Origin of the sequence: Streptomyces sp. NPDC005931 (assembly GCF_042871235.1) — a bacterium.
Taxonomy (GTDB): domain Bacteria; phylum Actinomycetota; class Actinomycetes; order Streptomycetales; family Streptomycetaceae; genus Streptomyces.
The window spans coordinates 358662-375960 of the sequence record NZ_JBIAIG010000005.1 but is presented as its reverse complement, the minus strand read 5'-3'; the positions used below and the strand labels follow the sequence as shown (position 1 = coordinate 375960).

Annotated in this window: 12 protein-coding genes; 6 read left to right on the top strand and 6 right to left on the bottom strand. The window is 73.1% G+C overall.

What is annotated here, in order from left to right; genetic code table 11:
- Positions 1–4: 4 nt before the first annotated feature.
- Both pepN (ACFYOV_RS15865) and ACFYOV_RS15860 read left to right on the top strand, forming a co-directional pair.
- Complete coding sequence (gene pepN, locus ACFYOV_RS15865) at positions 5–2599, top strand: aminopeptidase N (protein WP_389087807.1); 2595 nt, start codon at positions 5–7, stop codon at positions 2597–2599.
- A 404-nt stretch (positions 2600–3003) separates the two neighbouring features.
- A complete protein-coding gene (locus ACFYOV_RS15860; RefSeq protein WP_389087804.1) occupies positions 3004–4038 on the top strand; it encodes a hypothetical protein in 1035 nt (344 codons plus the stop codon).
- Positions 4039–4224: 186 nt separating this feature from the next.
- Here the strand turns inward: ACFYOV_RS15860 and ACFYOV_RS15855 are convergent, their stop codons facing one another.
- From ACFYOV_RS15855 to ACFYOV_RS15845, 3 genes are read right to left on the bottom strand one after another with little or no spacing between them, the layout of a single operon-like run.
- Positions 4225–4683, bottom strand: a complete 459-nt coding sequence (locus tag ACFYOV_RS15855) for an NUDIX hydrolase (protein ID WP_389087802.1) — start codon at positions 4681–4683, stop codon at positions 4225–4227.
- Between the two features lie 9 nt (positions 4684–4692).
- On the bottom strand, positions 4693–5592 hold the full coding sequence (locus ACFYOV_RS15850; protein ID WP_389087799.1) for a pyridoxamine 5'-phosphate oxidase family protein: 900 nt from the start codon (positions 5590–5592) through the stop codon (positions 4693–4695).
- 14 nt (positions 5593–5606) lie between these two features.
- A complete protein-coding gene (locus ACFYOV_RS15845; RefSeq protein ID WP_389087797.1) occupies positions 5607–6050 on the bottom strand; it encodes a VOC family protein in 444 nt (147 codons plus the stop codon).
- Between the two features lie 135 nt (positions 6051–6185).
- On the opposite strand from ACFYOV_RS15845, the gene ACFYOV_RS15840 reads away from it, so the two are divergent.
- Complete coding sequence (locus ACFYOV_RS15840) at positions 6186–6734, top strand: CGNR zinc finger domain-containing protein (protein ID WP_389087794.1); 549 nt, start codon at positions 6186–6188, stop codon at positions 6732–6734.
- A gap of 257 nt (positions 6735–6991) precedes the next feature.
- Positions 6992–10297 carry a S8 family serine peptidase gene (locus tag ACFYOV_RS15835; RefSeq protein WP_389087792.1) on the top strand — a complete coding sequence of 1102 codons (3306 nt, stop codon included), beginning with the start codon at positions 6992–6994 and terminating at the stop codon, positions 10295–10297.
- A gap of 64 nt (positions 10298–10361) precedes the next feature.
- On the opposite strand, the gene ACFYOV_RS15830 is transcribed toward ACFYOV_RS15835, so the two are convergent.
- Complete coding sequence (locus ACFYOV_RS15830) at positions 10362–11669, bottom strand: hypothetical protein (RefSeq protein WP_389087789.1); 1308 nt, start codon at positions 11667–11669, stop codon at positions 10362–10364.
- 1 nt (position 11670) lies between these two features.
- The gene (locus ACFYOV_RS15825; protein ID WP_389087928.1) at positions 11671–12207 is read right to left on the bottom strand and encodes an RNA polymerase sigma factor; all 537 of its coding nucleotides are present in this window, start codon (positions 12205–12207) and stop codon (positions 11671–11673) included.
- Between the two features lie 342 nt (positions 12208–12549).
- Here ACFYOV_RS15825 and ACFYOV_RS15820 point away from each other — a divergent pair, with 342 nt between their 5' ends.
- Positions 12550–13569, top strand: coding sequence for an aspartate-semialdehyde dehydrogenase (locus ACFYOV_RS15820; RefSeq protein WP_389087787.1), 1020 nt, complete (start codon positions 12550–12552; stop codon positions 13567–13569).
- 359 nt (positions 13570–13928) lie between these two features.
- Here ACFYOV_RS15820 and ACFYOV_RS15815 read toward each other — a convergent pair whose 3' ends face one another.
- Positions 13929–14408 (bottom strand): DUF1203 domain-containing protein, encoded by a 480-nt coding sequence (locus tag ACFYOV_RS15815; protein ID WP_389087784.1) that lies wholly within the window; start codon positions 14406–14408, stop codon positions 13929–13931.
- A 196-nt stretch (positions 14409–14604) separates the two neighbouring features.
- Between ACFYOV_RS15815 and pepN (ACFYOV_RS15810) the strand changes: the two genes are divergently transcribed.
- Complete coding sequence (gene pepN, locus ACFYOV_RS15810) at positions 14605–17226, top strand: aminopeptidase N (protein ID WP_389087782.1); 2622 nt, start codon at positions 14605–14607, stop codon at positions 17224–17226.
- Positions 17227–17299: the final 73 nt, after the last annotated feature.

Sequence of the window (17299 nt, the reverse complement as noted above, 5' to 3'; positions counted from 1 at the left end):
CGCCGTGCCCGGTGAGAATCTGACCCGCGAGGAGGCCCGGGAGCGGGCCGCCCTGCTGTCCGTCGACGGGTACGAGGTGTCCCTCGACCTGCGTTCGGCGATCGACGGCGCCGACGCGAACGGCGGGGACGAGGGGGACGGGGCCCGGACCTTCCGGTCCGTCACCACCCTCCGGTTCCGCTGTGCCGAACCGGGCGCGAGCAGCTTCGCGGACCTGGTCGCACCCGCCGTGACGGCCGTCTCCCTCAACGGGCGCGACCTCGACCCCGCGGAGGTCTTCGACGGGACCCGGATCCTGCTGGAGGACCTGGCCGCGGACAACGAGCTTGTCGTGGACGCCCGGTGCGCCTACTCCCGCACCGGCGAGGGCATGCACCGCTTCGTCGACCCCGAGGACGGCGAGGTGTACCTGTACACCCAGTACGAGCCGGCCGACTCCCGGCGGGTCTTCGCCAATTTCGAGCAGCCGGACCTCAAGGCACCCTTCCGCTTCGAGGTGCGCGCCCCCGAGGGCTGGACGGTGTGGAGCAACGGCGCCGGTGAACTCGTGGACGGAGTCTGGCGGTTCGCGGAGACCAAGCCGATCTCCACGTACATCACCTGTGTGGTGGCGGGCCCCTATCACTACGTGACCGACAGCTACGAACGGGTGCTCGGGGACGGCACGCGGCTGGAGATCCCGCTCGGCGCCATGTGCCGCAAGGGACTCGCCCCGTACTTCGACGCCGACGACGTGTTCCTCGTGACCAAGCAGGGCCTGGACTTCTTCCACGACAACTTCGACTACCCGTACCCGTTCGGCAAGTACGACCAGGCGTTCGTGCCCGAGTACAACCTGGGCGCGATGGAGAACCCGGGGCTGGTGACGTTCCGCGAGGAGTTCATCTTCCGGGGCAAGGTGACCCGGGCGTCCTACGAGGGCCGGGCCAACGTGGTGCTGCACGAGATGGCGCACATGTGGTTCGGCGACCTGGTCACCATGGAGTGGTGGGACGACCTGTGGCTGAAGGAGTCCTTCGCGGACTTCATGGGCGCCTTCTCCCTGGTCGGCGCGACCCGCTTCGAGGACGGCTGGATCACCTTCGCCAACCGGCGCAAGGCGTGGGCGTACCGCGCCGACCAGCTGCCCTCCACCCACCCGATCACCGCGGACATCCGCGACCTGCAGGACGCCAAGCTGAACTTCGACGGCATCACCTACGCCAAGGGCGCGTCCGTGCTCAAGCAGCTGGTGGCGTACGTCGGCCAGGACGCGTTCCTCGAGGGCGCCCGGCGCTACTTCAAGCGGCACGCGTACGGCAACACGCGCCTGGGCGACCTGCTGTCGGTGCTGGAGGAGACCAGTGGGCGGGACATGACCGCCTGGTCGCGGGCCTGGCTCCAGACGGCGGGCGTCAACTCCCTCACCCCGCAGGTGCTGCTGGACACCGACGGGCGGATCGACGAGCTGGCCGTGGTGCAGGAGGCGGCCGAGTCGCACCCCGAACTGCGCCCGCACCGCGTGGCGGTGGGCCTGTACCGGCGCACCGGCTCGGGCACCCTGGAGCGCTACGCGCGCGCCGAGGCGGACGTCGACGGCGCCCGTACGGTCGTGTCGGAGCTGGCCGGGGCCGAGGCGCCGGAGCTGGTGCTGGTCAACGACGACGACCTGACGTACTGCAAGATCCGCTTCGACGAGACCTCGCTGGCCACGCTGCGCGAGCACCTGGGCGCGCTGACCGACCCGCTGGCCCGCGCCCTGTGCTGGTCGGCGCTGTGGAACCTCACCCGGGACGCACTGCTGCCCGCGCGGGACTTCGTGGACCTGGTGCTGCGGTTCGCCGGGCGCGAGTCCGACATCGGCGTGCTCCAGATGCTGCACACGTGGGCCGAGTCGGCGCTCGTCCACTACACGGCGCCCGGCCGGCGCGAAACCGGCGGCCGGCTGCTCGCCGAGGGTGCCCGGCGCGAGCTGGAGGCCGCGCGGGCGGGCAGCGAGCAGCAGTTGTCCTGGGCGCGGTTCTTCGCCCGGGTGGCCTCCGCTCCGGGCGACCTCCAGCTGCTCCAGGACCTGCTGTCCGGCACGGCGACGGTGGAGGGCCTCGACGTCGACCAGGAGCTGCGCTGGGCGTTCCTGGAGCCGCTGGCCGCACACGGGGTGGCGGACGAGAAGGCGCTGGCCGAGGAGCTGGCCCGGGACGACACCGCCTCCGGCAGGCGCCACCAGGTCCGCTGTCTGGCCGCCCGCCCGTCGGCCGCCGTGAAGGCGCAGGCGTGGGCGCAGGTCGTGGAGTCCGACGCGCTGTCCAACGCGCTGGTGGAGGCGACGATCTCGGGCTTCGCGCAGGGCTCCCAGCGGGAGCTGCTGGCGCCGTACGCGCAGCAGTATTTCGCGGCGATCGAGCGCGTGTGGACCGAGCGGTCGATCCAGATCGGCATGGACGTGGTGCGGGGCCTGTTCCCGTCGCTGCAGGACTCGCAGGCGACGCTCGACGCGACGGACGCGTGGCTCTCGGCCCACGAGGACGCGGCCCCGGCGCTGCGCCGCCTGGTCCTGGAGGCCAGGGACGACCTGGCGCGTGCCCTGCGCGGACAGGCCCGCGACGCGGCGGCCGCCTGATCCCCGGCGCCGGGGCACGGCCCGCCTCCCCTGCCCCGGCGCCCGACCCCCGTGGCGCTGCCCCGTACCCGGCGCCCCCGCCCCACGCTCCCTCCCGTGCCGACGCCGGGTCCGGGGCCCTGCGGGCTCTCCCGGACGCGAGTTCCTGGCCCGGCTCCCCGGTGCGGGTTCCGGATGGGACTCTCCGACGCGGGTTCCGAATGGGACTCTCCGACGCGGCTTGCGGCCGCGGGTTCGGAACCGTTACGAAATCCGGTCGTACAAGGCCGTAACCCCCTCCCGCCTCCCGACAACCAGCGACTTCCGGGTCCGAACACACGTCCCTTCGAGTGGGCTTGTCCCCGTTTGTCGACGGACGTGTAACAACGGTTCGGCGGCGGACAGGACGCGGGAAATTGCCGGGCATGAACCACAACACGCCGCTCTCTCCCCGCCCCCTGCACCACCTCGCCGACGGCCCCCGCCGCGTGCTGACGACCGCTCAGCTGCGCCGGCACGGGATCCCGGCCGCGGAGACCGGCGAGCGGTGCCGGCCCGGTGGCCCCTGGCAGCAGCTCCTGCCCGGCGTGGTCCTGCTCCACCCGGGGCCGCCGACCGGTGCGGAGCGGCTGCACGCGGCGGTGCTGTACGCCGCGCGGGAACGCACCACGGGCGTCCCCGCGCAGCCCGGCGGGGACCCGGCGTCGGCGCCCCCGTACCCGGAGGCGGTGATCACCGGGCTCGCCGCGCTGACCCTGCACGGCTTCTCCTCCGCTCCCCCACTGCCCACCCTCAACACCGTCGACGTGCTGGTGCCGCGCCTGCGCCGGCTGCGTTCGGCCGGCTGTGCCCGGATCGTCCGCACCTCCTCGCTGCCCGTCCCGCAGCAGGTGGGCGGGGTGCCGGTGGCGCCGGTACCGAGGGCGCTGGCGGACGCGGTGGCGGGCCTGGAGGACGCGGGTGCGGTGCGCCGGCTGCTGACGGAGGCGGTGCGGGCCGGTCACTGCGAACCGGCCGCGGTGGTACGGGAGCTGACCCGGGCGCGGTTGCTGAACCGGCCGCAGGTGGTGGGCGCGGTGGACACGCTGGTGGCGGAGGGCCGGGCCGTCGCGGAGGAGCGGCTGTACCGGATGGTGCGCGACCACGGTCTGCCGGACCCCGTCTGGAACGTCGACCTGCGCCTGCCGGGCGGTCCGCACCTCGGCGACCTGGACGCCTACTGGCCGGAGCACGCGGTGGCGGTCGAGCTGGACACGCGGGCGCCCCGGCGGGACGACGCGCGGTGGGCGGAGTACGTCCGCAAGCGCGAGCACCTGGAGCGGCTCGGCATCACGGTCGTCCGGGTATCCCCGCGCACGCTCCGGGACGCGCCGGAGCAGCAGGCGACGGTGGTCCGCACGGCCCTGGTGGCCTCAGCGGAACGCGACCCGGCGGCATACGTGGTGGTGCTGCCGCGCTAGGGCCTGTCGTCCGATCGGGACGCGGGGTGAACGGCGGCCTGTCATCACCGTGAGCGGGATCCGGTGCGTGCGGCTGCAGGGCGGCGAGGGCGTCGACGCGGAGCGCCGGCACCGGTCGACAACGCCGCTGATGCGCCTTCCGGACCCCCGCGTCCGCGGCGTGATCCACACGACAGGCCCTGGGCCCTACCCCTCCGGGTCCACCCGGCCCACCACCGGGCGTTTCCGCCACAGCCGCAGGCCGATGTCGACCATGCGGACGCGAACCAGCCCCGGGACGGCGTCCAGGGGCTGCCAGGCGGCGAGGTTCGTGGAACCGCCGATCTCGTGGCGCAGTGCGCCGCCCGTGATCCGGCCCTCGTAGACGAGCCGTACGCCGTGGTGGTCGACGGCGCGTCCGAGGCGGCGGCCGGGGAAGGTGCGCCGGGTGGAGTTCACACCGAGCAGTCCGGTGACCTCGATGCGGTACCCGGTCTCCTCCTCGACCTCCCGCCGTACGGTGTCGTAGGGGTCCTCGCCGTGCTCCATGCCTCCGCCCGGAAGCACCCACTCGGGGAGGCCTCCGGGGCCCGGGGACCGGGCGAGCAGGAGCTGTCCGTCACGCACGCACACGGCGTAGGCCGCCACCCTCAACTTTCGTCGCACTACCGGACGTTAACCCGGCGGCTGGGGATTGGCAGGTGAGTATTCGGGCGCGGACCAGCGCAGAGGGAGCGCGTTCGGGGTCTGCACCGTTCCGGTGACGGTGAAGCGGACCCGGCGCTCCCCGTCGGGGGTGAACCCGGCGCGGGCCTCACCGGTGAGGGCGAGGGTGGTGCCGGTCGTCCAGTCCAGGAAGAGCAGTCCGGCGCGCGGGTCGGCGGCCAGGTTGCCGAGGGTGAGGAACATGGCGTTGCCCGGATAGTCGCGCCAGGTCAGCTCGGTCGGCGAGGTCACCCGTACGAAGCCGGGGTTGCCGCCGCGGTGGCTGGCGTCGGCTCCGTCCGCGTGCACGGTGGCGATGAAGAAGGTGTCGGCCCCGGTGACGAACGCCCGCTGTGCATCGGTCAGTTCGGGTGTCCGGCGGGCTGATCCCGGGATGCGGCCGGCGACCGTCTCGTAGCTTCGCCTCCTCTGGAGGTACTTGGGGCAGTTGGCGAACACCCGGTCCGCCTCGACGGCGAAGCCCCCGGCGGTAAGCCGGAGCCGGCCGTTGAGGCGCATGCGGCGGCGGGTGCGCGGATCCAGGGCGATGGTGCCGACCCTGGTTCCGTCGGTGGCGAGGGCGGTGGAGAGCGGGTCGGCGGGGCCGGGCCCCCCGGTGACCGACATCCGCCGCGGGCCGGTGGCGCGGACGAAGCCGGGAGCGCCGGTGAGCGGGGAGGCCCACACCCGGCCGGTGTCCGGGGCGGCGGCCCCGACCACCAGCAGCGGCTGGAGTGCGAGGAACGCCGCGGCCACCGGTTTGATGTCCTGCCCGATGGACCGGCCGACGTGGTCGGCGTGGTCGCGGACGCCGACCCGCTCCTGCACGGTGCGCGAGCCGGCGTGGTACACGGCCGCGGTGTCCGTCATGGCGGTACGCCTTTCTAGAAGAACCCGCAGGTGGGAGCCGACTGGTGGGGTGCCGGGGCGCCCTCGGCGCCGCTGGGCACGGAGATCTCCAGACGGGTGCCGTCCGGGTCGTGGAAGAAGATGCCGCCGGAGGCCGCGCCCTCCGCGTGGGCGACGACGCCCTCGTAGGCGAAGTCGGTGCCGTGGGCGCGCAGGGCCGCCTCGTACTCCCTGACCCGCTCGATCGAGTCGGCCTCGAGGGCGAGGTGGTGCAGCCCGGCACGGACGGCGTCGTACGGCCCGTCCGCCTGCTGCCAGAGCGCGATCACGAGGCTGCGGCCGTCACCGAGGAACGCGTAGCGCCTGCCCTCCTCCTTGCCCTCGCCGATCAGGGTGAAGCCGAGGAGGTCCCGGTAGAAGGCGAGCGAGCGGTCGAGATCGGTGACGTTCAGGCCGATGTGGCCGGTGCGCAGGGTCATGGGTGTCCGTCCTTTCGTCGGGCCCCGCGGCGGGCGGGGCGCCGGACTAACCAGTGAAAGAGAACTTAGCGGTTAGACACTCGAGCGTCAACCGGTCACGTACCCTTGACTGGTTAGTACGGAAGGGAGCCCCCCATGTCGCCCCAGGACCTCCTCGACCCGCGCCCGCTCACCGGCGAGCCGCTGTCGCTCGACCTGCTCAACACGCGATGGGTCCACGAGGGCGCCCCGCGGGACCTGCTCACCGGCACCGACGGGCTGGCGGTGTGGCTGCGGGCCAACGGGCTGGACGACCGCTTCACCGCCGACGCGGCGACCCTGCGCCACACCCTGGACGCCCGGGACGCCCTGTTGCGCGCGGTGGACGGGTCACTGGACGAGGGCGCGCGTGGGGTCGACGCCGTTCTGGCGCACGGACGGATCCGAGCCACGCTCACGGTCGACGGGCCGGGCGAGCGCCCCGAGTTCGACGACCCCTCCTGGGGCCCGGCCTGGCTCGCCGCCCGCGACTACCTGCGGCTGCTGGCCACCGCCGCCGACCGGATCCGCGCCTGCGCCCACGAGGCCTGCGTCCTGCACTTCTTCGACACCTCGCGCAACGGCACCCGTCGCTGGTGCTCCATGGCCGCGTGCGGCAACCGGGCGAAGGCGTCCCGCCACTACGCGCGGACGAAGGACGCCTGAGGCGCGCGCCCGCCGTCCACCCAACGGACACCCGTCACGGTGCGCCGGGGGCGACTTGTCGCCTTCGAGGTCTCATCTCCCCAAAAGTGCACCGGGGGTTTTCCCCATACATCCATTTCGGTTCGGTCAACCCTCGCCAAACATCTACCCCTTGCGTAAGGCTCAGCGATCGTCCGGTATCGCATACCGGACCGTCGCGGCCAGGGCCGATCGGCTCCGGTCGCTCCACGATCGTTCCTTTACGTCAAGGGATGCCGATGACCCACACCCCCCAGCGCGACCCGATGGCGGGCGCGAGACGCGTGGCCCGCATCGCGGTGGCCGCCGGTCTCGTCGCCGCGCTCTCCGCGGCCGCGCCGATACCCCTGGCGTTCGCCGCCGACGCGCCGGCCGCCGCGCCCGTCGACGGTGACGTCAAGTCCGCGCCCAGGAAGCTCGGTTCGGACGACGCGGATCTGCTCGCCGAGGCCAAGGCCGACGGCGCCAAGTACGTCACGATGATGATCGCCACCGCGCCCGGGAAGACCGAGCAGGTCGCCGAGCAGTTGGACGCGGTCAAGGGCGGTTCGGTCGGCCGGACCCACGACGAGCTGGGCTACGTCCGCGCCACCGTGCCCACCGCCAAGGCGGACGCGGCCATCTCCTCCGCCGCCAAGCTCTCCTCCGTGCACGGCATCGACCTGCGCGAAGAAATCCCGCTGGACGACCCGGCGCCGAGCGCGGACACCGCGAAGCAGGCCGGCACCGAGGGCACCGCCGCCTACCCGGCCCCCGGGAAGAACACGCCCGCCGAGAACCCGTACAACCCGTCCTTCGAGACCGGCGCCGTCGACTTCGTCGAGGAGCACCCGAAGGCGGACGGCCGCGGCATCACCATCGGCGTCCTCGACTCGGGCGTGGACCTCGGCCACCCGGCGCTGCAGAAGACCACCACCGGCGAGCGCAAGATCGTCGACTGGGTCACGGCGACCGACCCGATCGTGGACAGCGACCGGACCTGGCGCCCGATGGCCTCCGCCGTCTCCGGGCCGACGTTCACGTTCGGCGGCAAGACCTGGCAGGCGCCGGAGGGTGCCTACCGGATCAGCACCTTCCTGGAGTCGTACACCACCGGTGGCGACGCGGCCGGCGATGCCAACCGCGACGGCGACACCACCGACTCCTGGGGCGTGCTCTACGACGCCGCGGCCGGCACGGTCCGCGTCGACCTGAACAACAACCAGGACTTCGGCGACGACACCCCGATGAAGCCGTACAAGGACGGTTTCCAGGTCGGGTACTTCGGCACCGACGACCCGTCCACCGACGTCGCCGAGCGCCAGCCGTTCGTCGTGGAGATCCGCAAGGACGTCCCGATGGACCCCTACGGCGGTGACTGGGTCGGCAAGAAGCTCGACTTCGTCAACATCGGCGTCATCGAGTCCGAGCACGGCACGCACGTCGCCGGCATCACCGCCGCCCACGGGCTGTTCGGCGGGAAGATGAACGGCGCCGCCCCCGGCGCGAAGATCGTCTCCTCCCGCGCCTGCACCTGGACCGGCGGCTGCACCAACGTCGCGCTCACCGAGGGCATGATCGACCTCGTCACCAAGCGCGGCGTCGACATCGTCAACATGTCCATCGGCGGTCTGCCCGCGCTGAACGACGGCAACAACGCCCGCGCCGAGCTGTACACCCGCCTGATCGACGAGTACGGCGTCCAGCTGGTGATCTCCGCGGGCAACTCCGGCCCCGGCACCAACACCATCGGCGACCCGTCCCTGGCCGACAAGGTCATCTCGGTCGGCGCCTCCGTCTCCCAGGAGACCTGGGCCGCCAACTACGGCTCGGTCGTGGAGAAGGACTACGCGATGATGCCGTTCTCCTCGCGCGGTCCGCGTGAGGACGGTGGCTTCGCGCCGACGCTGGTCGCGCCCGGCGCGTCGATCAACACCATCCAGACCTGGCTGCCGGGCGCCCCGGTCGCCGAGGCGGGCTACAAGCTGCCGGCCGGCTACGGCATGCTCCAGGGCACCTCGATGGCCTCCCCGCAGGCCGCCGGCTCCGCGGCGCTGCTGCTGTCGGCCGCGAAGCGCAAGGGCATCGACCTCACGCCCGCGACGCTGCGCACCGCCCTCACCTCCACCGCCGACCACATCAGGGGTGTGCAGGCCCACGAGGAGGGCGCCGGCCTGATCAACCTCGGGGACGCCTGGGACGCGATCCGTGACGGTGCCACCTCGCACGCGTACACGGTGCAGGCGCCGGTCGACACCGCGCTCGACCAGTTCCTGAAGACGCCCGGTCGGGGCACCGGCCTCTACGACCGCGAAGGCGGTCTCAAGGCCGGCCAGAAGAAGACGTACGACCTCACGATCACCCGTACGTCCGGCGCCGACCGCACGATCAGGCACGAGCTGCACTTCGAGAACAACACGGGCCGCACCTTCAGGATCGTCGGCTCGGACGAGGTCGGTCTGCCGCTGAACAAGCCGGTCACCGTCAAGGTCCAGGCCGCTCCCGGCTCCGCCGGCATCAAGAGCGCGATCCTCGAGGTCGACGACCCGCGCACCGAGGGCATCGACAAGCAGGTCCTCAGCACCGTGGTCGTCTCCGCGCCGCTGAACCACTCCTTCTCCGCCTCCGGTTCGGTCCAGCGCAACAGCCACAAGTCGTACTTCGTGACCGTCCCCGAGGGCGCGAAGACGCTGGAGATCGCGATGAGCGGGCTGAAGGACAAGAGCCAGACCCGGTTCATCGCCATCCACCCGTACGGCGTCCCGAGCGACCCGACGTCGACGATCAACTGCTACCCGAACTACAACAACCCGGCCAACGTCTGCCGTCCGGACCTGCGTTCGTACGCGGACCCGCAGCCGGGCGTCTGGGAGATCGAGGTCGAGTCGCGCCGCACCTCGCCGCTGCTCGACAACCCCTACAAGCTGGACGTCGCCGTCCTCGGCGCGGCCTTCGAGCCGGAGACCGTGACCGTGCCCGAGGCGAAGGTCGGCACCCCGGCCGACGCCTCCTGGAAGGTCACCAACAAGCTCGCCGCGCTCGACGGCAAGCTGGTGGGCGGCCCGCTCGGCTCGGCCAAGACCGACCGTCCCGCCATCAGGACCGGTGAGACGCAGACGACCACGGTGGAGGTGCCCGAGGGCGCCACGCGGCTCGACGTGGCCATCGGCAACGTCTCCGACGCCTCCGCCGACCTGGACCTGACGGTCTCCAAGGACGGCAAGGTCGTCGGCCAGGCCGCCGACGGCGACTCGGAGGAGTCGGTCTCCATCGCCTCCCCGGCCGCCGGTACGTACACGATCGAGGTCGTGGGCTACGCGGTTCCGGCCGGTTCCACCGACTACGACTACCGTGACGTGTTCTTCGCCGCCTCGCTGGGCGGTGTCGCGGTCGACGAGTCCCCGGTGAAGCTCGGCACGGGCGAGTCTGCCACCGTCTCCGCCAAGGTCACGGCCGCCGCGGCGGCTCCCGAGGGACGTGAGTTCTTCGGACGGGTCCAGCTGGTCAACGCGCGCGGCACGGTCGCGGGCACCGGCAGCGTGACCATCGAGAAGGTCGTTCCGTAACGGCCGCAGTCGCACGGCAGAGGGGCGGGTGTCCGTACGGGCGCCCGCCCCTTCGCCGTGCCCGTCACCCGCAGGGCAGGGTGCGCGACGCGGGGAGCGCCGCGAGGATCCCGGCCCGCTCGTGGGCGATGGCCCGCTCGCCGGTGACCACGGCGTCCGGGAAGTCGCCGTCGGAGGGCAGGCCGACCAGCACCTCGTCGCCGGCGCGGAGCCGGGGCCCTGCGTCCCGCTCGTACGGGAAGGTGACCTCGCTCGTGCCGTCGCCCTTGTAGGACCGGGTCACCTCCAGCGTGACCCGCTCGTGGTCCCGGCCCGGCACCGGTTCGACGGCGGCGACGGTGCCCTCGGCCACCAGCCGGGCGCAGGCCAGACGGCGGGGGCTGCCGAAGGCGGTGTCACCCGCCTCCTTGGCGGCGGAGTCCGACTGCGCGGCGGACTTGTCGTCCGCTCCGCCGACCCCTCCCCCGGGCTGTGCGACCAGCCACCCCACACCGAGGACCACGGTGGCCGCGGCGGCGGCGACCAGAACACCGAGCGCGGCCCCGAGCGGACGCCGGGGGCGACGCGGGGTGGGGCGGGGGCGCTCGGACGCAGGCCGGACGCGGGGCCCGTGGGCGGGCTCGGGGGTGTGCGGGGGGTGGTCGCCGCGGGGCCTCAGCGGCGGGTGGGGGGCCGGTCGGGGCGGCGCCGTCTCCGGGCCGGAGCCGCGCGGCCCCGGTCCGCTCTGCCGTCCCGTGCCCGTGGCCGCCACGCCGTCCCGCCGTCGCCCTTGGGCCTGCGGCCGGCCGGCGGTCTGCGGTCCGCTCCCGGGCCGCACGGCCCCGTCTCGCCCCGGCGGCGCCCCTGCCTCCGCTCCTCCGGCCGTCGGCTCCGCCTCCGTGGTCTCCGCCTGGGTGACCTCGACGGGGGCGGCCAGGGCCTCCCCGATCAGGCCGAGCTGCTGCCGCAGCAGTACGAGGTCGGCGGCGGCGGCGTCACGGGCGGCCGTGAAGGCGGGGTCCCGCCGGGCCCGCTCGGGCAGCACGCCGGACGCGTCCCCGTCGTCCTCCAGGATCGCCGTCATCAGCGCGTCCACGCCGCCGTACCGGATCCCGTCCCCCTCGTCGCCGGGACCCGTGCCGTCGAACCCGGCGTCACCCGGCGCGCTGCAGTCGAACCCGGCGTCACCCGGCGTGCTGCCGCCGGACGGGGCGTCCCCGGGCAGGCGGCCCGTATGGCCGGTGGCCCCGGACGCCACGCCGCCGGGCCGCACGTCGTCGCGCTCACGGCCCCCGTACCGGCTGCGGTCGGGCCGCGCGTCCCCGGTGCCGCTGTACCCGGGCCGGGCGCCACCGGGCCCGGTGCCGTCGTACTCGTCGTCGCGGGCGGGCATGTCACACCACCTCGTCCTCGTGCAGGCGGGTGCGCAGGGCGCGTACCGCCGTGTGCAGCCTGCTCTTGACCGTGCCCTCCGGGACGCCGAGCTGGTCGGCGATGGAACGCACCGGCAGGTCGGCGTAGAAGCGGAGCACGACGACCTGGCGCTGGGCGTCGGGCAGCGCGTCCAGGCCCCGGGCGACGGCGAGGGACAGCAGGCTGGTCTCCTCGCCGGAGGGCAGCTCCGTCGGGTGCAGCACGGCGAGGCGCTCGCCGAGCCGCTCCTGGCGGCGCTTGGCCCGGTGCCAGTCCATGGCGAGGTGGGAGGCGACCACCGCCGCCCAGGCCGAGACGTCCCGGGGAGCCTCGCGCCCGCTCGCGGCCCGTTCCAGCAGCCGCAGGCGGACCTGCTGCACCCCGTCCGACAGGTCCGCCTGCGGTACCCCGCCCAGGGCGAGCACCGCCCGCACCCGGCGTTCCTGCGCCGCGTCCAGCGGGTCGTCGTCCGCGGCGACGTACGCCCCCCGGCCGCGCCGGGTCCTTCCGCGCAGCACTGGCCACCCCCTCACGCCGTTTCTCCTACGACGCCGCTCCCGCCCGGAACGTTCGGACCGCGCGGATCGTTTTCCCGGAGCCGACCGAGGCGTATGTCACACCGTCGTGTGGCCGACGCAGGTCCGGGCAGGGGACCTTGCGGCCCAGGGCTTCCACCGGCTGAATTCCTCCAGCTCAGCGGGGTGGCCGCCGAAGGTCCGCGACCGGCGGTCACCGCCGGGGCGTCCCACTGTGCGGGCAGAGCGCGCAAAGAATTGGACAGGCGGGCCGTGGTCGGCCGCATGATGGAAAGGCCGAGGCCAGGCAACAGCAACGCGTAGGACGCAGGAGAGGGAGTCACCGTGAGGGTCGGAATCGTCGGAGCCACCGGTCAGGTGGGCACGGTCATGCGCAGGATCCTCAAGGAGCGGAACTTCCCGGTCACGGAGCTGCGTCTGTTCGCCTCGGCCCGCTCCGCGGGCACGGAGCTGGACGGCGTCACGGTGGAGGACGCCTCCACCGCCGACTACACCGGCCTGGACATCGTCCTGTTCTCCGCGGGCGGCGCCACCTCCAGGGCGCTGGCCGAGAAGGTCGCCTCGCAGGGCGCCGTCGTGATCGACAACTCCTCGGCCTGGCGCAAGGACCCCGAGGTGCCGCTCGTCGTCTCCGAGGTGAACCCGCACGCGATCGCCGACCGCCCCAAGGGCATCATCGCCAACCCGAACTGCACCACCATGGCCGCGATGCCGGTCCTGCGTCCGCTGCACGAGGAGGCGGGCCTGGAAGCGCTGGTCGTCGCCACCTACCAGGCGGTGTCCGGCTCCGGTCTCGCGGGCGTCGCCGAGCTGCACGGCCAGGCGCAGAAGGTGATCGCCGACGCCGACAGGCTGACCCACGACGGCGAGGCGGTCGACTTCCCGGAGCCCGGCGTCTACAAGCGACCCATCGCCTTCAACGTGCTGCCCTTCGCCGGCAACCTCGTGGACGACGGTCTGCACGAGACCGACGAGGAGCAGAAGCTGCGCAACGAGTCCCGCAAGATCCTGGAGATCCCCGACCTCAAGGTGTCCGGCACCTGTGTGCGCGTACCGGTCTTCTCCGGCCACTCCCTCCAGGTCAACGCCCGTTTCGCCCGCCCGATCAGCGTCGAGCGCGCGACCGAGCTGCTGGCGGACGCCCCCGGTGTCGTCCTGACCGACATCCCCACCCCGCTCCAGGCCGCCGGCAAGGACCCGTCCTACGTCGGCCGCATCCGCCGCGACGAGACGGTGGAGCACGGCCTGGCCCTGTTCGTCTCCAACGACAACCTCCGCAAGGGCGCGGCCCTGAACGCCGTGCAGATCGCGGAGCTGGTCGCGGCGGAACTCTCCGGCGAGTAACGCGTCACCCGCGGGACGCCGTCGCGGCACACCCTGCGCGGACCCGCATCCCGGGGGCGGTCACCGGTACGAGGTGACCGCCCCCTTCCGTGTGGCCCCCTTCCGTGTGGCCCCCTTCCGTGTGGCCCCCTTTCCGTGTGGCCCCTCCGTGCGGCCCCCTTTCCGTGGGGCCCCTCCGTGCGGCCCCCTTCCAGTGCGGCCCTGCTCGGTGCCGCCCCTTCCGCGCCGCGCTCCCCGCCAGGCGCCCGGCGGCCTGCTGCGGATCGGGGCCGACGGCCCGTGGCGCGCCAGGCGTGGGGCCGAGGGGACGGACCCGGGCGCCACCAGGGGACCGGGACCCGGCCCAGTCCGGCGGACGCTCAGCCACGGCGGACCTCGTACAGGAAACAGCCGTACTCCACCGCCCGCACGTGCACCAGCGCCACCGCCGGGTCGGTGAACGCCTCCGCGAGGGCGGGCGCGAAGTCCTCGGGCGCCTCGACCAGCCGTCCGCCCAGGATGCGCCCGTCGGCGCCGTAGCGGCGCAGCACGCGGTGGGCGCCGGTGAAGGGCAGCTGCTCCTCCCCGTCCGGCCCCGCGCACTTCCCGGCGTGGATGAAGACGGGGCCCTGTTCGTCGTACGCGCCCGGGTCCACGCCCGTCTCGGCGGCCCAGCGGCGCAGCGGGGCGTAGGAGACGAGGGCGAGGGACTCGCCGGGCTCGCCGGCACGCAGGCAGCAGCGCAGCGGGGCGCCCCCCTCGGTGTCGACGAAGGGGGCGGCCGGGCGGCCCGCGTCGTCGGCGGTCAGCAGTTCCTCGAGCACCGGCGCGGGGACGGGACGTGCGATGTGGTTCGTCATCTTCCCAGGCTGGCGTCCCGCGCCCCCGGCCACCGGCGGGATGCGGACATCGTCTTCGCGTCCCTCCGCATCCGTCCCCACCCCCGTACGTCCGGGCCCGATACAGGGGTATCCCCATGGCGCGGCTTCGTCGTCGCCCGATCGCGACGTCCCGTGGAAGGATGACGCAACCCACACATAACGAGGAGATGACCGCGTGCCTGGCACAAACCTGACTCGCGAAGAGGCGCAGCGGCGGGCGAAGCTGCTGACCGTTGACTCGTACGAGATCGAACTCGATCTCTCCGGCGCGCAGGAGGGCGGTACCTACCGGTCCGTGACCACGGTGCGCTTCGACGTCGCCGATGAGGGCACCTCCCTCTCCGACGAAGCCGCGAGCGGGGGAGGAGCCGAGTCCTTCATCGACCTGGTGGCTCCGACCGTGCACGAGGTGATCCTGAACGGGGACCCCCTCGATCCGGCCGAGGTCTTCAAGGACTCCCGCATCGCCCTGCCCGGGCTGCTCGAGGGCCGCAACGTCCTGCGGGTGAGCGCCGACTGCGCCTACACCAACACCGGTGAGGGCCTGCACAGGTTCGTCGACCCGGTCGACGACCAGGCGTACCTCTACACCCAGTTCGAGGTCCCGGACGCCCGCCGCGTGTTCGCGAGTTTCGAGCAGCCGGACCTGAAGGCGACGTTCCAGTTCACCGTGCGGGCGCCCGAGGGCTGGACGGTCATCTCCAACTCGCCCACTCCCGAGCCCCAGGACAACGTGTGGGTCTTCGAGCCGACCCCGCGCATCTCGACGTACGTCACGGCCCTGATCGTCGGCCCCTACCACTCCGTGCACAGCGTGTACGAGAAGGACGGCCAGTCGGTGCCGCTGGGCATCTACTGCCGGCCCTCGCTCGCCGAGTACCTGGACGCGGACGCGATCTTCGAGGTGACCCGGCAGGGCTTCGACTGGTTCCAGGAGAAGTTCGACTACGCGTACCCCTTCGAGAAGTACGACCAGCTGTTCGTGCCGGAGTTCAACGCCGGCGCGATGGAGAACGCGGGCGCGGTGACGATCCGCGACCAGTACGTCTTCCGGTCGAAGGTGACGGACGCGGCGTACGAGGTGCGCGCGGAGACCATCCTGCACGAGCTGGCCCACATGTGGTTCGGCGACCTGGTCACCATGGAGTGGTGGAACGACCTGTGGCTGAACGAGTCGTTCGCCACGTACACCTCCATCGCCTGCCAGGCGGCGGCGCCGGGCTCGAAGTGGCCGCACTCGTGGACGACCTTCGCGAACTCGATGAAGACCTGGGCCTACCGCCAGGACCAGCTGCCGTCCACGCACCCGATCATGGCGGACATCCGCGACCTGGACGACGTGCTGGTCAACTTCGACGGCATCACGTACGCCAAGGGCGCCTCCGTGCTGAAGCAGCTGGTGGCCTACGTCGGCGAGGACGAGTTCTTCCGCGGCGTGCAGGCGTACTTCAAGCGCCACGCGTACGGCAACACGCGACTGTCCGACCTGCTGGGCGCCCTCGAGGAGACCTCCGGCCGTGACCTGAGCACCTGGTCGGGGAAGTGGCTGGAGACGGCCGGCATCAACGTCCTGCGGCCGGAGCTCGAGACGGACGCCGAGGGCGTCATCACCTCCTTCGGCATCCGCCAGGAGGCCCCGGCCCTCCCGGCCGGAGCGAAGGGCGAGCCGACCCTGCGCCCGCACCGCATCGCGGTGGGCCTGTACGACCTCGACGCGGCGAGCGGCAAGCTCGTGCGCGGGGAACGGGTCGAGCTGGACGTGGACGGCGAGCTGACCGCCGTACCGCAGCTGGTGGGCCGGCCGCGCCCGGCGGTGGTGCTGCTCAACGACGACGACCTGTCGTACGCCAAGGTCCGCCTGGACGAGCGGTCGCTGGCCGTCGTGACCGAGCACCTGGGCGACTTCGCGGAGTCACTCCCGCGGGCCCTGTGCTGGGCGTCGGCCTGGGACATGACCCGGGACGCCGAGCTCGCCGCCCGCGACTACCTCAGCCTCGTCCTGTCGGGCATCGGCAAGGAGTCCGACATCGGTGTCGTGCAGTCGCTGCACCGCCAGGTGAAGCTGGCGATCGACCTGTACGCCGCGCCCGCCGCCCGCGAGAGCCTGCTGGCCCGCTGGACCGACGCCACGCTGGCCCACCTGCGGGCCGCCGAGCCGGCCGGTGACCACCAGCTGGCGTGGGCGCGGGCGTTCGCGGCGACGGCCCGCACCCCGGAGCAGCTGGACCTGCTGGAGGGACTGCTGGCCGGCACGCAGACCGTCGAGGGGCTGGCCGTGGACACGGAGCTGCGCTGGGCGTTCGTGCAGCGGCTCGCGGCGGTGGGCCGCTTCGACGAGTCGGAGATCGCGGCGGAGTACGAGCGGGACAGGACGGCGGCCGGCGAGCGGCACGCCGCCACCGCCCGCGCCGCCCGCCCGACCCCGGAGGCCAAGGCGGAGGCGTGGGCCTCGGTCGTCGAGTCGGACAAGCTGCCGAACGCCGTCCAGGAGGCGGTCATCGCCGGCTTCGTGCAGACCGACCAGCGCGAGCTGCTGGCGCCGTACACGGACCGGTACTTCGAGGCACTGAAGGACGTCTGGGAGTCCCGCTCGCACGAGATGGCCCAGCAGATCGCGGTCGGTCTCTACCCGGCGGTCCAGGTCTCCCGCGAGACGCTGGACAAGACGGACGCCTGGCTGGCCACCGCGGAACCGAACGCGGCCCTGCGCCGCCTGGTCTCGGAGTCCCGCGCGGGCGTGGAGCGGGCCCTGCGCGCCCAGTCGGCGGACGCGGCGACCGCGGCGACCGCCGGGTAGCACCCCGCACATCCCGTACGGCCCGAGGGGCGCCCGGTGCAGTACCGGGCGCCCCTCTCGCTGCTCTGCCGGC